Origin of the sequence: Halomonas colorata (assembly GCF_014897985.1) — a bacterium.
Classification (GTDB): Bacteria; Pseudomonadota; Gammaproteobacteria; order Pseudomonadales; family Halomonadaceae; genus Vreelandella; species Vreelandella colorata.
The window spans coordinates 97,784-120,174 of record NZ_JABUZA010000001.1; the positions used below are offsets into that span (position 1 = coordinate 97,784).

Annotated in this window: 23 protein-coding genes and 1 pseudogene; 15 read left to right on the plus strand and 9 right to left on the minus strand. The window is 52.5% G+C overall.

From position 1 onward, the window contains the following. Nucleotides 1-4: 4 nt before the first annotated feature. The 5 genes from INT33_RS00585 (at nucleotide 5) to INT33_RS00605 (ending at nucleotide 4,637) form a co-directional block, all read left to right on the plus strand. On the plus strand, nucleotides 5-862 hold the full coding sequence (locus INT33_RS00585; RefSeq protein ID WP_193090899.1) for a hypothetical protein: 858 nt from the start codon (nucleotides 5-7) through the stop codon (nucleotides 860-862). Next, complete coding sequence (locus tag INT33_RS00590; RefSeq protein ID WP_193090900.1) at nucleotides 852-1,283, plus strand: hypothetical protein; 432 nt, start codon at nucleotides 852-854, stop codon at nucleotides 1,281-1,283. Before INT33_RS00585 ends, INT33_RS00590 begins: the two co-directional genes overlap by 11 nt. 164 nt (nucleotides 1,284-1,447) lie before the next feature. Continuing rightward, nucleotides 1,448-2,719, plus strand: coding sequence for a hypothetical protein (locus INT33_RS00595; RefSeq protein WP_193090901.1), 1,272 nt, complete (start codon nucleotides 1,448-1,450; stop codon nucleotides 2,717-2,719). A gap of 147 nt (nucleotides 2,720-2,866) precedes the next feature. Further along, nucleotides 2,867-3,391 carry a hypothetical protein gene (locus INT33_RS00600; protein ID WP_193090902.1) on the plus strand — a complete coding sequence of 175 codons (525 nt, stop codon included), beginning with the start codon at nucleotides 2,867-2,869 and terminating at the stop codon, nucleotides 3,389-3,391. Between the two features lie 295 nt (nucleotides 3,392-3,686). After that, nucleotides 3,687-4,637, plus strand: coding sequence for a ribonuclease Z (locus INT33_RS00605; RefSeq protein WP_193090903.1), 951 nt, complete (start codon nucleotides 3,687-3,689; stop codon nucleotides 4,635-4,637). A gap of 82 nt (nucleotides 4,638-4,719) precedes the next feature. Here INT33_RS00605 and INT33_RS00610 read toward each other — a convergent pair whose 3' ends face one another. Together INT33_RS00610 and INT33_RS00615 are read right to left on the minus strand one after the other, a co-directional pair. After that, nucleotides 4,720-4,992, minus strand: a complete 273-nt coding sequence (locus tag INT33_RS00610) for a Txe/YoeB family addiction module toxin (protein ID WP_193090904.1) — start codon at nucleotides 4,990-4,992, stop codon at nucleotides 4,720-4,722. After that, nucleotides 4,973-5,245: a type II toxin-antitoxin system Phd/YefM family antitoxin gene (locus INT33_RS00615; RefSeq protein WP_193090905.1), complete on the minus strand. Its 273-nt coding sequence runs from the start codon at nucleotides 5,243-5,245 to the stop codon at nucleotides 4,973-4,975. The genes INT33_RS00610 and INT33_RS00615 overlap by 20 nt, the downstream gene beginning before the upstream one ends. A gap of 189 nt (nucleotides 5,246-5,434) precedes the next feature. Between INT33_RS00615 and INT33_RS00620 the strand changes: the two genes are divergently transcribed. Continuing rightward, the gene (locus INT33_RS00620) at nucleotides 5,435-6,088 is read left to right on the plus strand and encodes a DsbA family oxidoreductase (RefSeq protein ID WP_193090906.1); all 654 of its coding nucleotides are present in this window, start codon (nucleotides 5,435-5,437) and stop codon (nucleotides 6,086-6,088) included. A 98-nt stretch (nucleotides 6,089-6,186) separates the two neighbouring features. Here INT33_RS00620 and INT33_RS00625 read toward each other — a convergent pair whose 3' ends face one another. After that, on the minus strand, nucleotides 6,187-7,389 hold the full coding sequence (locus INT33_RS00625; protein WP_193090907.1) for an E22 family MetX-like putative esterase: 1,203 nt from the start codon (nucleotides 7,387-7,389) through the stop codon (nucleotides 6,187-6,189). A gap of 264 nt (nucleotides 7,390-7,653) precedes the next feature. On the opposite strand from INT33_RS00625, the gene INT33_RS00630 reads away from it, so the two are divergent. From INT33_RS00630 to INT33_RS00650, 5 genes and pseudogenes are all read left to right on the plus strand, one after another. After that, the gene (locus tag INT33_RS00630; RefSeq protein WP_193090908.1) at nucleotides 7,654-8,499 is read left to right on the plus strand and encodes an EamA family transporter; all 846 of its coding nucleotides are present in this window, start codon (nucleotides 7,654-7,656) and stop codon (nucleotides 8,497-8,499) included. 107 nt (nucleotides 8,500-8,606) lie between these two features. Further along, nucleotides 8,607-9,023, plus strand: coding sequence for a lysozyme inhibitor LprI family protein (locus tag INT33_RS00635; RefSeq protein WP_192539600.1), 417 nt, complete (start codon nucleotides 8,607-8,609; stop codon nucleotides 9,021-9,023). A 113-nt stretch (nucleotides 9,024-9,136) separates the two neighbouring features. After that, nucleotides 9,137-9,522 (plus strand): annotated as a pseudogene (locus INT33_RS00640) (DsbA family oxidoreductase); the annotation flags it as partial. Nucleotides 9,523-9,582: 60 nt separating this feature from the next. After that, entirely contained in the window at nucleotides 9,583-10,230 is a 648-nt protein-coding gene (locus INT33_RS00645) for a glutathione S-transferase (RefSeq protein ID WP_193090909.1), read from the plus strand. A 71-nt stretch (nucleotides 10,231-10,301) separates the two neighbouring features. Then, nucleotides 10,302-10,799 (plus strand): GNAT family N-acetyltransferase, encoded by a 498-nt coding sequence (locus INT33_RS00650; protein WP_193090910.1) that lies wholly within the window; start codon nucleotides 10,302-10,304, stop codon nucleotides 10,797-10,799. A 288-nt stretch (nucleotides 10,800-11,087) separates the two neighbouring features. Here the strand turns inward: INT33_RS00650 and INT33_RS00655 are convergent, their stop codons facing one another. Both INT33_RS00655 and INT33_RS00660 read right to left on the minus strand, forming a co-directional pair. Further along, on the minus strand, nucleotides 11,088-12,215 hold the full coding sequence (locus INT33_RS00655; RefSeq protein ID WP_193090911.1) for a glycerol dehydrogenase: 1,128 nt from the start codon (nucleotides 12,213-12,215) through the stop codon (nucleotides 11,088-11,090). A 262-nt stretch (nucleotides 12,216-12,477) separates the two neighbouring features. Beyond that, on the minus strand, nucleotides 12,478-14,427 hold the full coding sequence (locus INT33_RS00660; protein ID WP_193090912.1) for a methyl-accepting chemotaxis protein: 1,950 nt from the start codon (nucleotides 14,425-14,427) through the stop codon (nucleotides 12,478-12,480). Nucleotides 14,428-14,767: 340 nt separating this feature from the next. Here INT33_RS00660 and INT33_RS00665 point away from each other — a divergent pair, with 340 nt between their 5' ends. Continuing rightward, nucleotides 14,768-15,730: a ribonuclease Z gene (locus INT33_RS00665; protein ID WP_193090913.1), complete on the plus strand. Its 963-nt coding sequence runs from the start codon at nucleotides 14,768-14,770 to the stop codon at nucleotides 15,728-15,730. An 80-nt stretch (nucleotides 15,731-15,810) separates the two neighbouring features. Here INT33_RS00665 and INT33_RS00670 read toward each other — a convergent pair whose 3' ends face one another. Further along, entirely contained in the window at nucleotides 15,811-16,245 is a 435-nt protein-coding gene (locus INT33_RS00670; RefSeq protein ID WP_193090914.1) for a hypothetical protein, read from the minus strand. Nucleotides 16,246-16,372: 127 nt separating this feature from the next. After that, entirely contained in the window at nucleotides 16,373-16,945 is a 573-nt protein-coding gene (locus INT33_RS00675) for a CGNR zinc finger domain-containing protein (protein WP_193090915.1), read from the minus strand. Nucleotides 16,946-17,037: 92 nt separating this feature from the next. On the opposite strand from INT33_RS00675, the gene INT33_RS00680 reads away from it, so the two are divergent. After that, on the plus strand, nucleotides 17,038-17,985 hold the full coding sequence (locus INT33_RS00680) for an alpha/beta fold hydrolase (RefSeq protein ID WP_226940020.1): 948 nt from the start codon (nucleotides 17,038-17,040) through the stop codon (nucleotides 17,983-17,985). A gap of 72 nt (nucleotides 17,986-18,057) precedes the next feature. Here INT33_RS00680 and INT33_RS00685 read toward each other — a convergent pair whose 3' ends face one another. Then, nucleotides 18,058-19,230 (minus strand): UbiH/UbiF/VisC/COQ6 family ubiquinone biosynthesis hydroxylase, encoded by a 1,173-nt coding sequence (locus tag INT33_RS00685; RefSeq protein WP_193090916.1) that lies wholly within the window; start codon nucleotides 19,228-19,230, stop codon nucleotides 18,058-18,060. A 135-nt stretch (nucleotides 19,231-19,365) separates the two neighbouring features. Here INT33_RS00685 and INT33_RS00690 point away from each other — a divergent pair, with 135 nt between their 5' ends. After that, nucleotides 19,366-20,280 (plus strand): NAD-dependent protein deacetylase, encoded by a 915-nt coding sequence (locus INT33_RS00690; protein ID WP_193090917.1) that lies wholly within the window; start codon nucleotides 19,366-19,368, stop codon nucleotides 20,278-20,280. Here the strand turns inward: INT33_RS00690 and INT33_RS00695 are convergent. After that, nucleotides 20,202-20,813 (minus strand): DNA-3-methyladenine glycosylase, encoded by a 612-nt coding sequence (locus INT33_RS00695; protein ID WP_193090918.1) that lies wholly within the window; start codon nucleotides 20,811-20,813, stop codon nucleotides 20,202-20,204. The two genes, INT33_RS00690 and INT33_RS00695, sit on opposite strands and share 79 nt — an antisense overlap. A gap of 70 nt (nucleotides 20,814-20,883) precedes the next feature. On the opposite strand from INT33_RS00695, the gene INT33_RS00700 reads away from it, so the two are divergent. Then, nucleotides 20,884-22,347, plus strand: a complete 1,464-nt coding sequence (locus INT33_RS00700; protein ID WP_193090919.1) for a protein adenylyltransferase SelO — start codon at nucleotides 20,884-20,886, stop codon at nucleotides 22,345-22,347. Nucleotides 22,348-22,391 lie beyond the last annotated feature (44 nt).

The window sequence follows — 22,391 nt, forward strand, 5'->3', positions numbered from 1 at the left end:
TAAAGTGCCGCCAGAATTGCAGATAAAATTAAAATACCTTGAGAATAGGAGTAACCCTGCTGAAGTTTTTGAAGCGATGGCCCTATATATTAATGCATACAAAGACTTTGGGCAGTTACTTACAAATTCTGTGGGTCTAAAATTAGATTTTCAGTTTCAACTCAATGATATTGAGAAAAGCTCTATATTGAGCAAGCTTTCTGCATTGCCGAACAGTATTGACGCTATGTTGGAAAAAGCATTTTATACATCAGGGAATAGTTTGTTTCAAATTCTAACAGAAACAAATGAAACAAAAAGTGAAGATCAGGTTGAATCTATTGCCGCAAGTGTTGAATCAGTATTAGCGGATGATCTTGAGTATAAAATTGCTGATCCTTATATCGATAGACAGAATTTAGCGTATGTTCTTAAGGGGTTTTCTGCTGCAAACGAAAAAATAAACCCGGGAGAAAGTGTAATAATAATATCTGGTCACGAACCTGGTCAAGAGTGCAGTTTAAATACTAAATGGAGGTTTACTGGTAACCCTAGAGACATGTTTAGAGGATATACAGAGCCCCAAGAACATAGAGACAAACTGTCTGTGAAAATTTCAGTGAATGAAGGCAATTCAGTGTGGTCTTTTCGCAGTCACTCATTAGACAGAAAGTTCTGCGCTCGAATAACCCATAAGGAGTGGCTTGAGAGTTATCAAAATGGGTTGATACAAGCAATTGGACCAAAAGACGTTATCGAAGCAGATATTTCTTATGACATTTATACGCCTCCGAAAGGAAAGGGACAGCCACAAATAAGAAATGCTCGGATAAAAGAAATTCTAGATGTGCACCGAGATAATGGTCATCAATATGAGTTATGAGCCAACTAAGCTTGAAATAAAGTCCATATACGCTGATTTAAAAACTGAATTTATTTATATAGCTATTCCCTTCATGCTTCTCATTGGTGTGAGGCTTTATATAGGTACGTGGAAAGATATAGTTCTATCTCCAGATTGGTCTCTGGCATCATGTTTAATATTTGGCCAAATAACATCGAAAGTTTCTAAAGCGGTAGCAAGCACAAGCAGTTCAATTAAGACCAGTCAGCAGTATTTTGGTTTATATACAGCAAAACGATTTTTATTTGTTGTGATTGCAGTCGCATTTTATTTTGGTATGCTTGCAAAGCCAACTATGGGGTTAGGTTGCGCTCAGATAATATTATTTTTCATAGCAAGTTATTTTCATTTTTCAGATGGTTTTACAACAAGTTTGTTGCAAAGGCATAGTGTTAAATGATTTGAAAATAAAGCTAAGGTGAAATTTATTTGATTGTTGTAACTTCATCCGTTGTTAAACAATTAATTGGGAAGGCTTAAAGGGATGTGAAATAAATTTTAACCTTGAGTTTGTGTAGTCATCCATGTGATAATTTTGAGTAACAATATAAGGTGGTTTTGAATTTGGTCTTTTTAATTCCTTACATCGCATTTCTTTACGGTGCAGCGTATAGCGTTCAGCAGGTCTTAGAGGGGGTCGGATTAGCATCTTCGAATTTTTTAGAGCTAAATAATGATGAAGTTATAGTTGGAAGTTACTGGTCCCCAGCAGAGGCAGTAACTCCGATTCTCGGCCTTCTTTTGGTATACTCCATTATCCTAATTGGTGCGCTTTTAGCTGCAGGATTTGTAATTGCCCGGTGGCGGGGCGTTATGGTTGTATTTTCTGTATTAGCTCTCCCAGGATTATTGAATATTGCTGGGAAGTGGCCTCAAATAAACTACCTTCCTGATTCCTTTTTTATTGGCGGAGGTGGGGCGCTAGGGAGTCCGTTGGGTCTTATTCCTCTCTTGATTATTAGTCTGTTAACGGGATGGTGCATAATAGTAATTGCCTACGACACTCTCAATCTAAACGATAAATTTCGTGGCTACTATGATCATCTTTGGTATGCAACTGCGCTGTTTGCTGGGATATTCTTTGTGGCAGATTCTGTTGGAAATCGCCATGCTTCAAACCTTGCGGAAGGAAATCGAGTAAGTCGAGAAGCTAGCTTGTATTTATTGAATCAAGTGCGGAGCTACGATCATTTTTGTAAGGGAGAAGACCTGAAAGAAACACCTTCGTGTATATGGGCTTCTGATGTGCAACAAACATTGAATGAATACGCGGCCTACGGTTCGGGCACTTTTCATCTCTTCGGTCCTACTGAGAGTGCTGAAATCTACGCTGGTATCAGAAGCTCAGTGTCAGAAAAAGAAATCATCGAAATCCGTGATGAGATCGAACGTTATAACCGTACGGTTTGTCCTGTCGAAGAGCTTGGAGAGGGAATTCGGCGATACGCTAGACCGTCTGGAGTCTGTCAACAAGTGCCATCTGAATTCTGCACCTCTTTTCCCGATCCACCGGAAGGGTTAGTAGATAAATATATCATGACGCATTCGGTTGCTCTCGCTAGTGAATGCATCATACCAACGCTGGTTGTTTCTAGGGCTCGTCAGAAAAATTCGAGCGCAGCTATCGCAAGCAATCAGCAAGGTCGATACCAACGGTGGTGGTTATATATAGCTCTAGCTGCCGTAGTTGGTGGGAAAATAGCTAATTCGACAACAAAAGTCGCCAATCTAGATCAACGTAGTGCATATGATAGGCGGCGGTTAGTGCTTTCAACCCTTCGTGCGTTTTCCCGCGGCTCTAGGAAAATAACTGAGATTTTTAAAACGCTTGGTTGATGGCTGACGTGATCGCTATCTCATATGTAATTCTTAGGTGGCGCGTGGCAGATCTGCATTACAGTATGCCAAGCTTGGCCGTCAAGAGCGAGTAACGCTTGCCCCTTAAAATATAATGAGAGTCTCAAGACAGTGAGGTTTTGATAATTGAGTGAAGAGCAACCACTTAGAAAGGCACTTAAGCAACGACTAGAGTTCAGGACGATTTTAAGCATTGTGAGTGTGACGGCTGCTGTCGCTGCCGCCACCATTGCTGTTTGGCAAACTCTCGAAGCCAAATCAGCGTCCCGAGATGCAGCTAAGTATGCCTTAGCTTCAGAACGTCTGGGCAGTTGCATGAAGATGAATGAGCTGGTTGCAAGTGCGAGTTACGACGCTTCATGGTATGAGTTTGCGACAAAGCCATACCGAGAAAACCAACGGTTTCTTCGTGTCGTAGTTGCAGTCCATAATCTCGAAGAAGAGGTAGGCCAGTTTCGGCAGATGACACCTGGAATGGGCGCTGAAGAGTTGTGGGACATGACTATGGTTATGGAAGCCCACCTGAAAGATATGGTGGCGGATGGTGGTGATTACTTAACAAAATCACAGATTAGGGAGGAGTTATCAAAGATAAAATCGGCGCAGGAGAATATTTGCAGTAGGATGCTGGGGCCGGATGGTGGATTCTAACAATCTCAACAGATTCTCAAGCGTATTAGTTAGGGATTAGTTTCAACAGCTAAGCTCAACGAAGGCTTCGAAACGGACTAGTGCAAAGCGCTTCGCGCTTGCCCTAGTCGCTGAGCTCGAATAGTTAATCCTTTAATAACAAGTTGTGTCAGTCTAACTAGGCGGATTTAGGTAGGCCTCAACTGCATAATTATGCGCCTAATATTCATTGTAAAACCACATTGGTTACATTTAACGAACTAGCAGTCCACCTTCTTATTCCGAAAAAAAGTGAGTAAAAGGGCTTTCGTAAGAAATGAATTTACTGTTCCTAGGCACTTCCGCAGGTGTACCCACCAAAAGTAGAAACGTCTCAGGTGTCGCCTTACGCGAGAGCAAGGGGAAAGGCTGGTACCTGATCGATTGCGGTGAGGGCACCCAGCATCAGGTTTTGCATACCAAGCTGTCGTTTCATTCACTGAAAGCCATCTTTATTACCCACGTACACGGCGACCACTGCTATGGGCTGCCGGGCATACTGGCGAGTGCGGGAATGGGAGGCCGGAAAGCGCCGCTGACCATTGTGGCGCCCGCAGGCATCAAGGCATGGTTGGAGGCTACCTGTGAGGCCACGCAGCTTTGCTTGCCCTTTGCTCTGGAGTTTATCGACTCGGACAAGCTGCCCAGCGTTGCGTTTGAGAGCATCGCGGTTAGCACTCACAGGTTTTCACACCGGGCGCCGTCCTATGCTTATGGGTTTACGGAGACAAAGGTCGACGCCGCCTTGGATGTGGATAAACTAGCGCAAAAGGGGATTCCAAGAGGGCCGTTGTGGGGGCAGTTGAAGCAAGGGGTTGATGTTGAGTTTGAGGGTGAGCGGTTAAAAAGCCATGACTACCTGATCTTCAAAAATAAGCCGAGGAAAGTGCTGATTGCCGGGGATAATGACCAACCTGACTTGTTGGTTAAGGCGTGCGAAGGGGCGCAAGTATTGGTTCATGAAGCCACCTACACCGAAGAGATGGCCCAGAAGGCCGGTGATGTAGGGCATAGCTACGCCAAGCTTGTCGCCGCGTTTGCCGAGTCTGTACAGCTTCCCAATCTGGTGCTGACGCACTTTAGCCCCCGTTATTCGCTTCATCCCCTTGCCTCGACGTCCATAGAGGACATCCGAAATGAGGCCCAACGCGTCTACTCGGGTTCGCTTTATCTGGCGCGTGATTTTGGCGAATACACCCTGGATAAACGGGCCATTTTTCTGAGATAGAGGCAAAGTGGCTTTTTCTAGGAGTGGAGAATGGTGATAACAATGCTGAGTAGCTCATGACTCCCTGCAGAGCTAATCCCTTTTAGTGTTGATCGTAATGACCGCCGATAGCAAAGATATAAATGGCAGTATCGTCGAATCGGTATATCAAGCGGTCTTTTTGCGAGATTCGCTTAGACCATAGCCCCGTCAGGTTGTGTTTGAGCGGTTCAGGCTTGCCCAAGCCAGAGGCGGGGTCGTCAGTACGTAGCATTTCCTTGAGCAATTTACAGAGCGCTTTGTGCAGGCGTTTGTCCTTTTCACGCATGGCTTCATACGCATCCCAGGTATTCCCCTCAAATACCAGTGATCTCATCCATTTGCTCTTTGGTCGGTTGATAACCTTGGCGGCGTTGGTTTGTCTCAAGAGAGTCAGCAATTTGTTGCATAAGGTTATTGCTTTGCAGTACGTGGAGCGTTTCTTGCTCCCTCTCCCAGTCATCCGCGCTGATAACCACAAAAGCCTCACCAGCACGCCGAGTTACCTTCAGCGGTTCGTGACGGCTGATGACTTGCTCTACGACGCTTTTTAGATTGTCTCTAAACTTGTTAACGCTAATAGTGTCCATAAGGCCACCTTTATGTACGGGTATTCCGTACAAATATACACCCAGATGGTTTGGCGGACCAAGCCGTTTATTGACTTTCTATATGAGGGGAAGGGGGATGGTAGCCTTAGCCAAGGTTATGTCTTTCGTGATACAAGCCAGGGCTTGGCGTTTTAGCCTTAATGACCGAAGCTGACGAGGAGATCCATCATGCAGAAATTGAGAATTGACCTGGTATCCGATGTCGCCTGCCCGTGGTGCGCCATCGGCTACCGGCGCCTGGAAAAAGCGTTGGAAACCCTGAAGGGCGAGATCGAAATCGAACTTCACTGGCAGCCCTTTGAACTCAACCGCAACATGCCGCCCGAGGGCGAGCCGATCCTTGAGCACCTGTGCCGCAAGTACGGCAAGGACGCGGCCACTATGGAGCAGTCCCAGCGGGAGATCATGCAGGTCGCCGAAGAGCTGGGATTGAATTTCCGTGGCGCCCAAGAGCGGCGGGCGAACAATACCTTCGCTGCCCACCGCGTGCTGGCGTGGGCCGCAACGCCAAACCGAGAGACGCCCCTGCAATTGGCCTTATTTGATGCCTACTTCGGTGAGGCGAAAAACCCTTCAGACCCAGAGGTTCTGCGTGAGAAAGCCATTGAGGTCGGGCTAGACGGCGACATCGCCGAGGCCATCGCCCGGTCGGATCAGTACGCAGATGAAGTGCGAGCGGCACAACAGCAGTTCATGGAGGCAGGGGTGAGCGCTGTACCGGGGTTTATCCTAGATGGGCGCTACCTGATTTCCGGCGCCCAGCCCGCCGAGGTGCTGGTCGATGCGCTTCGTCAGGTGGCTGAAGAAAACGCTAGCCGCTAATGCTTTAGAAGCCCCGGCCTGAACTGGGGCTAATTAGGCTGGTTCATATCGCAACTTCTTAAGCGCTGGCTTTAAGACTCAAAGCCAGCGCTCCCGCCTTACTGCAAAAACGCCCGCAACGTATCACTCGCTTGGTCAATGGATAGCACGCCATCCAAGTGGCCGCGATTGCCTTCCAGGGTTTCCAGCGTCACTTCAGTGCCATCCGCTTCAATCAGCTCGGCGGTGCGGCGCACGCCTTCAGGAGCGAATACCAGGTCGTTTTCGCTATACAGCATTAGGGTAGGGGCTTCGATGGCGGCCAGGCCTTCTTCTAACGAGTCGCCGTGGCCTGCCATAAAGGTTTGGTTGGCGCGTACCAGGTAGAGCAGGTGGTTGGCATCGGAAAGCTCCGCACGGGCGGCGGCAATGTCATCCAGCGTTTGCTCAATGGCATAGCGGGCGCTGATATCCTGGGCGGGATCGCGTTCTTCATCGGCCCAGTCACGGTTAAAGGTTTCGTTGGCCCACTGCCAGTGGTTGGCGTTGAGCGTAACGAGTTTAAGCGCTTCTTTTAATCCATCGGTAGGCGGTTCGCCGTTGTAGTAGTTACCCTCGTTCCAATTGGCGTCCACGCGGATTGGCGCGGCCCAAGAGCTCAGCGTTGCCAACAGCCACGGGTCGGCAATGCCACCGCCGATAACGGGAATCAAGCGCTCAACCCGGTCAGGATAGGCGCTGGCCCATTCAATCGCTTGCAGGGCCCCCATGGAAGCACCCATCACCGCATGCAGCGATTCAATCCCCTGGCTTTCCAGTAGTTCGCGCTGAACTTCGACGAAGTCCCGAATGGTGACTACCGGGAAATCCATGCCCCAGGGTTCGCCGGTGTCTGGGTTAATAGACGCGGGACCGGTGGTGGTAACGTTGGGGTCATGGGCTCCGAGGTTCACCAGCGTATCCGAGGAGATGATGTAGTACTCGTCGGTATCTAATGCTTTGCCGGGGCCGATAATGGCATCCCAGTAGCCGGTGGGGTTACCGTCAGCATTGTAGCGGCCTGCTGCGTGGCTGGTGCCGGAGAAAAAGTGGGTGATCAGAATGGCGTTATCGCGGGCTTCGTTGAGTTCACCGTAGGCTTCCCAGCCTACCGTCACGTTGGGGATCGTCTCGCCGTTTTGTGTCGTGAAGCTGTCGATCTCAAAGGTTTGCTTCTCGACGACGCCGTCCCACGCCCATAGTGGGGAGGATATGAGCAGGCCAAGGCCCGCTATCATGAAAGAGGACTGTTGTATGAAAGAGGATAGTTGTGTGCGACGCATAGGGCTTCCTTTGCTGAGAGGTTGTGATTGTTATTGGCGGCTGGTGGCGGCCCTAATCAGCATAGTCAGCGCTCGCCTATTTTGAACGCATTTCATCTGCTAGCTTGCTAAAGCAGCAGGGGCTAAAACAGTGTGGGTTCAGTGGTGAAGGGAACGCGGTATGCGGGCGGAAAGTAGCAAAACATACGGGTATAGGGATTTACGCTATGCTGGGAAAACTATTTTTTCTTAACGTTGCATCCTGCCGCTCAAGGATAAGATGACATGAGCCTAGAAATAACCATGATCGTATTGCTCGCGGCCATCTTTAACGCCAGCTGGAATGCGATTGTTAAAGTGAGTGGTGACAGGATCGCCGTTATGGCGGTCATCACTTTATTGGGCAGTTTGGTTTCTGCGCTCGCGTTGCCTTTTGTAGCGCTCCCTGATCCTGCCAGCTGGCCGCTTCTTGGCTTGGCCATCTTGATTCATACGGCTTATCACTTCAGTTTGCCCATGGCTTACCACTATGGTGATTTTGGCCAGGTCTATCCCATCGCACGTGGCTCAGCGCCGTTACTCGTGACTCTTGGCGCTGCCGCGTTCGCGGGTGAAATGTTGGGTTTTCTCCCGTTACTCGGTGTGCTGTTTCTTGGAGTTGGCGTGATGTCGCTGGCATTTGATACCAGCACCGGTATTACCAGAAATCCCCGCGCTATCCTTCTTGCGCTCGGTACGGGCGCCTTTATCGCTTCCTACACGCTGGTGGGCGGATTGGGCGCTCGGCAAGCGGGTTCGGTGCTCGGCTTTGCGGTGTTGTTGACGCTCGGCAATGGCTTGCTGACGTTCGCGATTGCGCTTATGTGGAAAGCCAAGGAAATAAAGAAAGTCGTATGTGGCAACCTGGCACCCGCTATCGCTGGCGGTGGAATGCAGGTCGGTGCGTATTGGATCGTTATCTGGGCGATGGCCTACGCGCCTCTCGGCATGGTTTCGGCGCTTCGCGAAACCAGCGTGCTGTTCGCTGCGCTTATTTCTACCATCATTTTGAAAGAAGGCTTCGGCGTATGGCGGTTTGTGTCTTCTGGCCTGATCGCTTGCGGTATTGCGCTGACGCGTTATAAGCCTTAGCCACTGCCCATCAGTAGTAGGGCGAAAGATGATCTCCCTGGTATCGAATGTGAGAACATGGCGGTTGTGCATGCTTGGCCAGCACCTTATGTGCGTTTGAGGAAAAAATGAAAAAGTGGCTACTCATAGTGCTCGCTTCGCTATCGCTTGCAGCCGTGGCGGACGACGAGGCGCTTGATTGCAATAATATAAGGAACACGCTCGAGACTAATCGGTGCGCGGCTATCGAGTTAGAGGCCGCCGAGGACGTACTCACCCACTATCTGGAAACGAGCGTTGAACATAACGCGGCTGACCCTGAGCTAGTCGAAGCTATTCAGGTAGCTCAGAAGCAGTGGCACGCGTATAGCGAGGCCCATTGCGGCGCTGTCTATACGCAGTGGCGCGACGGAACCATTCGCGGCGTCATGGGCATTACGTGCCTTACCCGGTTAACGAAACAGCGAACGTACGACATCTGGCAAGACTTCCTGACCTATATGGACAGTACGCCGCCGGTGTTACCGGAACCCCCCGTCGAGTAACGTCTTGATTCGTTACATGACGGTACTGCCGTTACGCCCGATAGACACGTACCATACTTTCTTCAGTTTGATCGAATGAGGGGGTACCCAGTGAAGGCGTTGAGAATTGACTTGGTGCGCTGGAGCGTCGGGCGAACAATACCTTCGCTGCTCACCGTGTGCTTGCCTGGGCGGCCACGCAGAACCGGGAAACGCCCCCTGCAACTGGCACTATTCGGGTGGCGCCTACTTCGGTAAGGCGGAAAACCTTTCAGGCCCACATGTGTTACGCGAGAAGGCCATCGAAGTAGGGCTTGATGGCGACACCGCTGAGGCCATCGCCCGGTCTGATCAGTACGCGAACGAGGTTCGAGCGGCAGAGCAGCGGTTCATGGACGCCGGGGTGAATGCGGTGCCGAGGGACATCCTCGACGGACGTTACCTGATTTCCGGCGCCCAGCCTGCCGAGGTGCTGGTCGATGCGCTGCGTCAGGTGGCGGAAGAAAACGTGAACGGCTAACGTCTCGCCTTAGAGTGGTCACCGAGCCTACTGACTTCAATTCAACTGTGAAAAATGCCCATGACGTCATCACTTCATCGCCTTTACTCTTTTCGTCGCTGCCCCTATGCCATGCGTGCCCGGCTCGGCTTATTGTTTGCTGAGTTACCGGTGGAGCTGCGCGAGATCACATTGAAGAAAAAACCGGCCCAGATGCTAGCGATTAGCCCGAAAGGCACTGTGCCTGTTTTACAGCTTTTTGATGGTACTGTGATCGAAGAGAGCCGAGAAATAATGGTGTGGGCGCTTGAGCAACAAGATGCGCAAGGGCTGTTAGATGCGAAGGTTAGGACTCAGGCCAATGCCCTTATCGAGCAAAACGATAATGAATTTAAACATTGGTTGGATCGCTATAAATACGCCGACCGACATCTCGAAATGACCCAGGCAGAGTACCGGCAACGGGGTGAAGCTTTTTTACAGGTTTTAGAGGAGAAGCTGACTCAAAAGCCTTATCTTCTGGGAGATAACGCGACCATTGCTGATATTGGCATCATGCCTTTTATCCGCCAATTCGCCCATGTAGATCGCGATGTTTTTTATAGCCTACCTTACCCGCACCTGCAGCGGTGGCTACAGCACTGGTTGGAGCACGCGTTTTTTCTGCAGGCCATGACCAAGTTTCATCCATGGCAAGAGGGGGATGACGTGGTGGTTTTTCCATCTTGAAAAGCGCTACCTGCTTACTAGGGGAATGCCATCCATGTATCGCTCAAGCTATACCAAGGGGATAGAGATATATGGACGTTGAAATCAGAAAAGCCGAGCCGTCAGATGCTCGCGCTGTAAAAGAAATTTACGAATGCCCAAATGCCTATTCGGGCACTCTTCAACTTCCCCATCCATCTGTTGCCCTCTGGGAGCAGCGTCTTTCGAATACACCACAGAATGTTTACGGGTATGTTGCTCTGGTTAATGGAGAAATCGTGGGCAATTTGGGCTTTGAGGTCTGTCAAAACCCAAGGCGCAAGCATGTGGGGTCGCTCGGTATGGGGGTGAAGGATAAATCCCAAGGGCAGGGGGTTGGCAGTGCGCTGTTATCTACGGTGGTCGAGCTGGCGGATAATTGGCTTAATCTCAAGCGCATCGAACTCACCGTATACACAGACAATGAGCGCGCCATTAATCTATACAAGAAATTTGGTTTTGAAATTGAAGGTGAGTCGGTGGCTTTTGCTTTTAGGGGTGGTGAATACGTGAATGCATACCATATGGCCCGCTTTTCGAATAATGCATGACGCGACGTTGAAAGATAATCCACATTATATTACGAAGAGCAGAGTCAGCAGACCTCACAACGGTTTTAAGCTGGCTCCACACGGAACAAGCATTCCGTAAACGCTTTTACGCTCAAGGTTTACGAATCAAATAAGCCTGCTTTCCATCTGTATCATTCGTTGGGTTTTGAGTTCAGCGGCAAGGCGGATTCAGGCGTTGTTGCTATGATTAAACGTGTAGTAAAGGTTTGATCCGATATAGGAAAGGGCTATGAAAACGAGACGCCGCAGCGCCCCGTCTTATAGACTTTACTCGCTCACCCCCATCTTCTCCATAAACGCCCGCGCATGCACATCCACCGCTTTAATGGCGTGAACAATCTGCTTGGGCGTTAGCTCATACGCTAGGTTATGGCTTGATTCGCCTTCCTTCAGCGCCGCTTCGGCTACACGATAAAGATCTTCTTCGCTTGCCTGATCAAGCTTCAGCGCTTTCAGGGTCACCGGTAGGCCCAGCGCCAGGTAGAGGTCCAGATACTCTTCTAATTCCGCCTGGGGCGTCTGATCGAGAACCAGTTGGGCCATCGTACCGTAGGCCACTTTCTCGCCGTGGGTCAGGCCGTGAATCTCGCCGTGCAGGGCGGTGAAACCGTTATGAATGGCGTGGGCGCCTGCCAAGCCGCCGCTTTCGAAGCCTAGTCCGCTGAGCAAGGTGTTGGCTTCTACCACGGCCTCGAACGAGGGCGTGACGATCTGCGCCTGGTTAGCTTGGTAGGCCAGCATGGCGTGCTCGAAGAGAATCTCTTCGCACTTCTCGCCAATGGTCGCGCCCAGTAGGGTGGCTTTGCCTCCCGCCATGTTGTTGGCGTTGGCGCGAATGGCGGCACGTGCCTCGACCCAGGTGGCCAGTGCATCGGCAATGCCGGAGGCCAGAAAACGCGGCGGCGCTTTGCAGATGATGCCGGTATCCACCAGCACCAGGTCGGGGTTCTTGCTGTAGAAGCGGTAGGACTCAAACTCGCCTTCATCGCTGTAGATGACCGATAGGGCGCTGGTGGGCGCATCGGTAGAGGCGGTCGTGGGCAGTACGGCACAGGCCGCTTCGAGCTTTTCAGCCACACCCTTGGCGGTGTCGATGGCTTTACCGCCACCAAAGCCAATAACAACGTCTGCCTGCTGCTTGCGGCCAAGCTCAACGAGGCGGTCGATTTCGCGGTTAGAGGCTTCGCCCTCAAACACTGCGCGCTCGAAACTGATACCTTCGCTTTTAAGACTAGCGCTAAGCTCCTTGCCCGCGATGTCCCAAACCACATCGTCGGCAATCAGCAGTGCCGTTTTCCCGAGTGCCGAGACGTAGTGACCGGCGCGTGCGGTAACGCCTTCTCCCTGCACGTAGCGGCCGGGGCTGATGAAGACTTTCTCGTTCGTGGCTGACATGGCAAATCTTCCCTAACAGAGAGTGGGTTGCCTAACCATTGGTATCACATGAAACGCTAATATGCTTGCGTTAATGCAACTTATTAGCGGTTATGTTGATCGCTGTCAGCTATAGGCTGAAATAGGAAAGCTGAGAATGTTGAAGAGGCTTCAGCGCCGGTTTTGAGAAACCAGCGCTTACCGCCTTACTTCAAAAGCTTACATCGCGTATTGAAGGCTTGCTGAATAGCTACTATGTCTTTAGGAATACGTTTTCGTCGAGCTAGTAGCCGTAATGGGCTAATGCCAATGAGTTATTCTCTTCGCTAACCTTGAAGCGGCCCACCATATTGGCCATGTCGCCTGCCTGGTCATCCAGTGAGCGGCTTGCTGTGGCCACTTGCTCGACCAGCGCCGCGTTTTGCTGGGTTACTTCTTCCAACTGAGTCAACGCTTGGTTGATTTGCTCAATACCCGATGATTGCTCAGTGGTCGCGGATGATATTTCTGACACTAAGGCAGCGGTATGCTGTGCGCGTTTTGCAATAGTTTTTAGCGTTTCGCTGGTGGACGTTACCAGATTTCCGCCTTCTTTTATGCTGTCGACATTGTTGCTGATAAGCTTTCGGATCTGCTTGGCTTCTTCTGCACTTCGGCTTGCCAGATTACGCACTTCTGAGGCCACTACCGCGAACCCACGGCCTTGCTCGCCAGCGCGCGCCGCCTCTACTGAGGCATTCAACGCCAGGATGTTGGTTTGAAAAGCAATATTATCAATAGCCTCGACTATCGCCGTTACTTGCTGGTTGGCTTCTTCGATCTGTTCCATCGCCACGCGTGCCCGTTCGGCTATATCGTTCGCCTCATTGGCCTGGTCAGCCATTTCCTGTGTGGAAAGCCGTGCTTGTTGAGCGGTATCTGCGCTCTGTTTTACGGTCGCTGTTATCTGCTCCATGCTGGAAGCCGTTTCAACTAACGAAGCGGATTGTTCTTCAGTGCGCTGTGCTAGATCTGCGTTACCTTTCGCAATTTCCTTACTGGCTAACTCAACAGACTGAGCACCCTGTTTAATGCTGGCAACTAACTCTTCTGTTTTAAGCGTCGATTCATTGAATGCGTGATACAGCATAGAAAGCTCATCGCTTCCTGGAACGGCTAGGCGCTGAGTGAGATCACCACCGCGTGTTTGGATGTTTTCCAGCGCTACTTGTAACGGGCGCGCAATACTGCGGACAATAAGTACTGCTAGCAGTATGGCTAGAATTGCAGCGGCTAACGAAAAAATCAGGTAATAAGTCAGTTCACTGACCGCTTTATCACGCAAGCTCTGGGTAGTATCAAGCAAGGCTTCGGCCGCCTTCTGACTTACTTCTGCTAAGCGATCAATCAGCAGGGTCTGCTGCTCAAACCATTGTTGATGGTCGATATTAAAATTGCCCGCAACGCCTTGTGTTATCGCGACGCGCCGCATATCCGCCAGGTTGCGGGCAAGATCACTTGCCAATACCGCTGCAAGTTCGCTTTGAATACTTTCATCCGAAAAGCTATTGAAGCTGCTGATATAGACGCTGGAGCGACCTGTTAACGAGAGCAGGCTGGTGTACATCGTTGGAGACAGCGTGTTGGTACTAAAAGCCGTGGTTAGCATGGCGCGCTCTATGCCCGCTAATTCTTTGACGTTTAAAAGGTTATAATAAGCGTTGAGCTGTCTGATAACTTCGCCTTGCTCAACACTAAACGTCAATTGGCTAACAATGCTAATTAAAAAGTTATTAATATCTGTGTAGTAGGCGTTTGACTGCTCACCTGCTATTTCCTGTCGGTCAACGCGCTGGCGATGGCCGGCTAAAGCACTCAACAGGTTATTAGCCTGGCTCACTTGTGCCTGTACCGCGGCATCGTTGCCAGAATAAGTTAGGCTATTTGTATATGTGTTGAACTCGTTGAGACGCTCATCAGTTTTTCGACGCTGGCTAGGTAGTTCCGTACGGAAATTTTGACCATTGCTGCCTAAAAATGCGGCTGTCATTCCTCGCTCGCGCTGAAGTTCATGAACCAGAACCCCAGCATATTGGCTCAGCACCGTCATTTCCTGAAGATGTCCCATTTCAGAGACAAGCTCTTTTCGTTCCAAAATCCCCGACATGGCTAACCACGTCATGGTCACCAATGGTAAGGCGAGAACTAGTACAAATTTACGGCCCAAGGAAACACGGTGTAGTGCCTGCAGCATTATGTTTTCTCACATGGAAAGGTTAATTCATGAAGCTTGCGGGGCGGGGCCTGTAGTCAGTATGCGGTTGAGCGCTAAAGGATCCTTTCTCTTTTATCGGCGCCAAGGATTGATACTAAAGTCTTCATAAAAGATGTCTGCGATAAAGTTGATCTAAATCAAATTTATGGGGGTGGCGGTACTGCTCGTCGCACGGATATTGCCAGTTATCGGTTATTTCTTTTTAAAGGAAAGGGCATGCTTGCTGACCACTCAGCCGTGAAAAAACCTGAGAAGCGGAGCTTACTATGCGGTAGCCCGGAGCCTTTACAGAGCAAGCGCAAGAGAGCATAAATAAAATATGAATCTATTATTCCTAGGCACCTCCGCTGGCGTACCCACGAAGACCCGCAACGTCACCGGCATCGCTTTGCGCGAGAGCAAGGGTAAAGGCTGGTACCTGATCGATTGCGGGGAGGGTACTCAGCATCAGGTCTTGCGCACGAAGCTGTCGTTTAATTCACTAAAAGCCATTTTGATTACCCATGTACACGGCGACCACTGCTATGGGCTGCCGGGCATATTGGCGAGTGCGGGGATGAATGGCCGTAAAGCGCCGCTTACCATTGTGGCGCCCGCAGGCATCAAGGCGTGGTTGGAGGCGACCTGTGAAACCACACAGCTAGGCTTGCCTTTCGCCCTGGAGTTTATCGCCTCGGACGACCTGCCAAGCGTTGAATTTGCGAACATGGCGGTTGCCACGTTCAGGCTTTCCCATCGGGTGGCGTGCTACGCCTATTCGTTGACGGAGAAAAACGTCGACGCTGCCTTAGATATCGAAAAGCTAACCCAAAAGGGCATCCCGAGAGGGCCGTTGTGGGGGCAATTGAAGCAAGGGTTTGATGTTGAGTTTGCGGGTGAGCTATTAAAAAGCGCTGACTACTTAATCTTCAAGAACAAGCCCAGGAAAGTGGTGATCGCGGGAGACAATGACCGGCCTGAGTTGTTGATTGACGCATGCGCGGGTGCTCAAGTGCTGGTGCATGAAGCCACCTATACCCAAGAGATGGCCCAGAAGGCTGTAGAAGTGGGGCATAGCTACGCTAAGCTTGTTGCTGATTTTGCCGAATCGGTAGCGCTGCCTAACCTGGTGCTGACGCACTTTAGCCCGCGTTACCAGTTCAACCCCCAGTCGTCGCCTTCCATCGAGGATATCCGTAAAGAGGCCCAGAGCGCCTATTCGGGCGCGCTGTATCTGGCGCGGGATTTTCTCGAATTTACCCTGGATAAATCAGGCCACTTTTCTGAAATGGCGAGCGAATAGATTTTTTCGTGTTTCAATCATTCTTGCAGTCATGCGGCTACCCGAAAGCGGGTAGCCGCGACTAGCGATTGCCGGGAAGATCAGTCGCGGCAGTAGCCTTCGCCCGCCTGCACTACCAGGCAGTCTTCTTTGTCCGCTAGCCATTTCAAGCCGGTGGCTTCGCCATCACTGGCGCGAAGCAGCTGTGGGCCGTCATCGCGGCTGAAGCTTATGCCTTCGTCTGTGGCTTGCCCTTCGAATGTTCCGCTTTGGTTGGCATCCAGGCCGTACTGCATCTCAAGCAGATAATGGCCGGGGCCTGCGGAATCGTCCTGGCTGACGTCCAGGACTAACCCTTCCACGCCGACCCAGCGGCCGACCCATTGATCGGTCACCTCATGAGGGGGCTGGCTTTGCTCGGCTACCGTATCTGCATCCGCTGTGTTTGAGGCGGTGGCATTGGTGTCTTGATTACACCCGCTGATCAGCATCGTGGTGCATAGGGTTAACGATAGGGCTAACGCTGTTTTCATCATGGCTAGTGTCACCGGCGGTGGAAAAAGTTGAAGGGAAATCAGTCTTGATCAAGCGCTTGAGGCGTTTTCTGTCATAAATAGGACAAGCGAATAAGGCGCAAGTTTTGCTGATTACTTTAAGGGGCGGTTATCCGGTCTTTTTTCGAGCCCGGTGCGCGGCCGCCTTCATTCTATTTCCGCAAGACGCCATGCTACACCAGCGGCGCCGGTGAGATTTTGTTTGATCGTGAAACAGGAGAATGCAATCCGAGGCTTCGCACTCTTTAACAAGTTGCACATCTTCTTCGGTAAGCAGCTGAACTAACGCCCACGCGACAGGCTGCAACAGGCTCTCGCTTTCTAGGTTGCGCCGATAGGTTTTTTTCTGAAATGCCGCTTCCGCTGGCTGCCATTCAATTTTTTCCAGGGGGCAGCCCCGTTCCAGCACGTGATTTATCACTGCGGGATCCGCACTCCTTCCTTGCTGGGCCGAGATAAGCAGCTCTCGCATGTTGTCACGCAATTCACGTGCAAGGTGGGCTAGCCCAGGCGGCGGGCTTTCACGGTATTCCGACAGCACGCCCGCCTGTTGAAGCCAGGTGATGACACTGCTGCTGTCGGTCAGACACTCCTGATGCTCTTCCCCTACGCCAAACTGTGTATTGATGAAATCGATGGCGAGATTGCCTGCGATTAACGGAGAGGTAATGTGTGATGGCATATTTGGGTAACCTTTAAAATGTAATTTGACAGGTTACTATTATTTTAACTAACCTTCAAAATTAATTATTAACGGTTACTAAGGAGTCATCCATGACAACGCAAAACAAAACGTCCTCTGCCAATACTCAGGAAGCAATGAGCGCCAATGCCGCGCAGGGCGCTGGCTCGACAACTCAGCAGGTTCATTATCGTTTCGAGAAAGTGGGCGATGTCGATGTCTTTTATCGCGAAGCGGGGGATCCGGCGGCGCCGACGGTATTGCTGCTTCATGGGTTTGCTGCCTCATCGTATATGTGGCGCGATGTGATTGCGGCGCTTGCCGATGAATATCACGTCGTGGCGCCGGATTTGCCAGCGTTCGGCTTTACTCGATCACCGCCGCGCGGCCAGTATGAATACACCTTTGCCAACCTGACGAAGACGATTGATCAATTTACTGATCAGTTGAAGCTTGATCGCTACGCCATTGCCGTTCACGACTATGGTGCGCCTGTTGGCTGGCGTTTGGCGGTGGCTCATCCGGCAAAAATCACTGCGATCATTTCGCAAAACGGCAATGCTTATGAGGAGGGGCTTTCAACAGGGTGGGAGCCGATCAAAACGTATTGGGAAAATCCTTCAAAGGCGAACCGTGATGCCCTTAACGACTTTCCGACGCCGGCGTCTATCAAATGGCAGTACCTGGAAGGAGTCAGCGATACCAGTGCTGTGGCACCCGACGCCTATACGTTGGAAGGCGCGCAGATCTCTCAACCGGGGATGGCCGATATTCAGCTCGACCTGTTGCTGGACTATGCAACCAACGTTGAGAAGTATCCCGAATTTCAGGCCTATTTTCGTGAGCATCAACCGCCGTTACTCGCCGTGTGGGGCAAGCACGATCCGTTCTTTCTTCCGCCGGGGGCTGAAGCCTGGAAGCGGGATATTCCTGAGGCAGATATTCGCTTTTACGACACGGGGCACTTTGCACTGGAAACCCATGGCGATGTGATGATCCCGGTGATACATGAGTTCTTGAATGAGCGCATCAAGGGGTAACTAGCGGTTTTAACAAAGCCAAGCTCAGCGGCTTGGCTTATTCGCGGCTAAAACACCTGGTTGTACCAGCTACTAGCGCATCTTGAACGGATTTAACCCATTGGCCTGCTGCATCATCATGCGTTTGGCAAACGGGAAGCGCTCGGCCAAGTGCAGGCTTAAATCGCCCAGTTGGCGCAGCGGTTTGGCGCCGGTGAACAGGTGGTGGAAGCTGTCGGTCGCGGCGATCATCGCCTGGTTGGCTGCTCGGCGCTGGCACTCGAAGCGGAGCAGGTTGAGGTAGTCACCCGGGTCGCGACCCTTAGTGATGATTTCCGCCAAGGTGTCGGCGTCGTGTAGGCCGATGTTTAGGCCTTGGCCGGCCAGCGGGTGCACCACGTGCGCAGCGTCGCCCATCAGGGCAAGCCGCTTACCGATGTAGCGCCGGGCGTGCTGGCGCTTGATGGGAAAGCTTGCGTGTGCCACGACCCGGATAAGGTTGCCCAGGCGTTTCGGAAAAGCCGCCTCAATCGCTGCCTTGAGCGCCTCATCGTCGAGCTGTTCGCGGGCCTGGGTGTTGTGGGTCGTGTCATACCACACCAGTGATGCCCTATGGCCGGGCAGCGGCAGCATGGCAATCGGGCCAGTGGGCGTAAACACCTGCCAGCTCACATCCTGCTGGGGAAGCTCGGTTTCCACGTTGATGATCATGGCCCGCTGATGATAATCGTGCTGGGTAACGTCGATATCGGCCAGCTTGCGCAGGGTCGAGTGGGCACCGTCTGCGCCGACTACAAGCCGCGCACTCAATAGTTTGCCGTTTTCGAGCTCTATGCTGCGCGTCTCCCCTGAAGCCAGTGTATTAACCGGGGCGCTGTGGGTATAGCAGGTAACGCTGGGGAGTTCTTTCAGGCGCTCCCAAAGCGCGTATTGCAGCGTGCGGTTTTCGATAAACAGGCCGAAGTCGTCCATATCGCTATCGGCGGCGGAAAACACGCTATGGCCGGTGCCGTCCTGATTGGAGACATCGATGTGCCGAAACGGGCAGCAGCGATCCTCAGGCAGTTCGGTGCCGCTGAGCTTGATAAGTGCAAGCGAGCGCGCATTCAGTGATGAGATGCGCAGGTCATAGTCACCGCTGGGTGCTTTAAGCGCGTCGCCACGCTCGATCAGCCCGATGGAGTAGCCCGCATTACCCAGCCGGGCAGCTAGTGCCGCTCCTACCATGCCGCCGCCAACAATAATAATATCGTGATCCCTCTGCATGAGGCGCTCCTTGAATGCTGGTTGGGCACCGCTTTCGTGCATGGCATTAGCCGTTGCATGTGCCCTGAATGTCCTACAGTATCGTCGAGATAGTAGAAACTTGCCTAGAGTGAACCATTGACGCAGGCCGTGGAAATGCAAAAAAGTGTGGCCCAACTGGGTGATGAACTGGCCCGTTTTATCGAGCAGCACCCAAAATTGTGGGTCATTACCGGTGCGGGTGTGAGTACCGACAGCGGCATTCCCGATTACCGTGATGAAGCGGGGCAGTGGAAACGGCCACCGCCTGTTCAGCACGGTGATTTTATGGCATCGCCCAGCGTACGTCAGCGCTACTGGGCGCGCGCGCTGGTCGGGTTTAAAGCCCTACGCGAAGCCCAGGTAAGTGGTGCCCACCAAGCGCTGGCGGCGCTTGAGGCGATGGGGTTTATCGAGCTGCTAGTGACGCAGAACGTGGATCGTCTTCATCAGCGTGCAGGCTCCCGGCGGGTGGTTGATCTGCATGGCCGGGCAGATCTTGTGAAATGTATGACCTGTCATTACCAGATGATGCGCCACGCCATGCATAGCGAAATGGCGCGCATGAACCCGGCTTTTGCCGCGCTTGATGCCACACATGCGCCGGACGGCGATGCGGATCTTGAAACCGATTTCAGCACGTTTCAGGTATTGGACTGCCCACGCTGCGGCGGCATTCTTAAACCTGACGTGGTCTATTATGGCGATGTCGTACCGCCAGAGCGTCGGCTGGCGGCCGAGGCGGGCCTGAAAAATGCCCAGGCAGTGCTTGCGGTAGGCACTTCGTTAATGGTGTTTTCAGGCTACCGTTTCTGTCGTGAAGCGCATGCCATGGGCTTGCCGATTGCCTCGCTGTCGCTGGGCGTCACCCGGGCGGACGCGCTGCTTACCCATCAATGGCGTGCGCCATTAACGCCCGTACTCACCCATGCGGTCGAGCAGCTAGCCTCTACTCAACGTGCTTTGGATACCCAGGGGTTGCCCTCAAGCCAAAACCGCCAGGGCGCATCGCGGTCATGCGGTTCGGCATAGTCGATACCCACGCGAGGGCCGCTGGCAATCGGAATGTCGTGGCTGCCTGCACAGATCCAGAGCCGCTCGGCGCGAGTCAAATCGTGCCCGTAGAGCGCTTTATCCACATCAAGCGCCCGCGTTAGCTTGCCGGGCCCATTGCTCAACTGTTTGCCTGGGGTGAGGCGCCGTTCACGCATGGCCTGCTCGTTTAATACTGGCTCAACGGCGCGCACCAACAAGGCGCAGGGCGAGCCTTCGGGCTCTGTCACGATATTGAATAGCCAGTGCATGCCGTACACCAAATAGATATACGCGTGGCCGGGCGCGCCAAACATGGCGGCGGTTCTTGTCGTCAATCCACGGTGGGCGTGGCATGCCGAGTCGTGCGCGCCGCAGTACGCTTCGGTTTCAACAATCCGTGCGCCCATCAAGGCGCCGTCCACCTCACGCACCAGCCAGCAGCCGAGTAAATCAGTGGCCACCGCCACGGTGTCGCGCTGATAAAAATCACGCGTAAGAGGAAGCAGGGAAGATTCAGGTAGTGATGACATTATCTCGCCGTCTACTTGAGGGAGCTGCTAGGGTATTAGGAGATCACACTCAATGAAAGTGGAGGCGAACATGCTGCCCTTTGAACACCATTACGCAACGCTACCCGCGCCACTTTGGATCGCCAGCGAGCCGACTCCCGTGGCTGAGCCTTCCCTTATCGCGTTTAACCGCCCGCTTGCAAAAGAGCTGGGGGCTAGCGACGTGCCTGATGATGCCACCCTGGCCCAGTGGCTGAGCGGCAATACGCCCATGCCCGGCGCCGAACCCAAAGCGTTGGGCTACGCAGGCCATCAGTTTGGCAACTTCGTGCCGCAGCTGGGTGATGGCCGTGCGCTGTTGCTTGGTGAGGTGATTGATCAGCAGGGCAAGCGCCGGGATATCCAGCTTAAAGGCAGCGGGCGAACGCCTTTCTCGCGCGGCGGTGACGGCCGTTCTCCGCTAGGCCCTGTGCTGCGTGAATACCTGGTCAGCGAGTTTATGGCCGCCGTGTGCATCCCGACGACCCGCGCTTTGGCGGCGGTTGCCAGCGGCGAGCGGGTGGTGCGCCAGATGTCCGAGCCCGGCGCCGTATTTACCCGGGTTGCGAGTAGCCATGTGCGCGTGGGGACGTTTCAGTTTGCCGCCGCGCGCCAGGATGAGGTAGCGCTAAAAGCATTGGCGGACCATGTGATTGCGCGCCACTATCCAGAAGCTGCCAACGCGGAAGATCCTTATCTGGCGCTGCTTGAAGCGGTGGTGGCCCGCCAGGCCGTGCTGATTGCGCGCTGGATGAGCGTGGGTTTTATTCACGGCGTGATGAATACGGATAACTGCAGCATCGCGGGTGAAACCATCGACTACGGCCCGTGTGCGTTTATGGAGCAGTTTGACCCGCAGAAAGTGTATAGCTCCATCGATCAGGGGCGCCGCTATGCGTTTGCCAACCAGCCGGCAATTGCCCAGTGGAATCTGGCCCGCTTTGCCGAAACCCTGCTGCCGTTGATGCGTGAAGAGGGCGACGCTTTGGTAGAACAAGCGACCGATGCTATCCGCCACTTTGAGCCTCTGTTTAGCGCCGAACAGCGCCGTTTGCGTGCCGATAAGCTGGGCCTTGCGATGGAAAGCGCCCAAGCCGATGCCTTAATGGAAGCCCTGCAAAGCCATATGTATCAGGGCCGTATGGATATGACCGCGACGTTTGATGCGTTAACCCACTGCGCGGCCTCGCCAAGTGACGCAAGCCGCGAAGCATTGCTGGCGCTGACGAGCCAGCCCGAGGTCTTGGCCGAGTGGTTGGATACATGGCAGGCGGAAGCGGTGGCTGCAACGGATACCGCAAGGCTTGATGCCATGCGCCGGGCAAACCCAATCATTATTCCGCGCAACCACCGCGTACAAGAAGTGATTGATGCCGCTTACAAGGGCGATTTCGCGCCGTTCCATGCTCTGCTTTCGGTGGTAACGAAGCCTTATGACGAATCAACCGAAGCTCGCCGCCTGGCGGCGCCAGCAAGTGATAGCGAGCAGGTATTGCGCACTTTTTGCGGCACCTGAGTGAGCGCCACCTTAATGAGTGTCACCTGAAAGAATAAGTAACT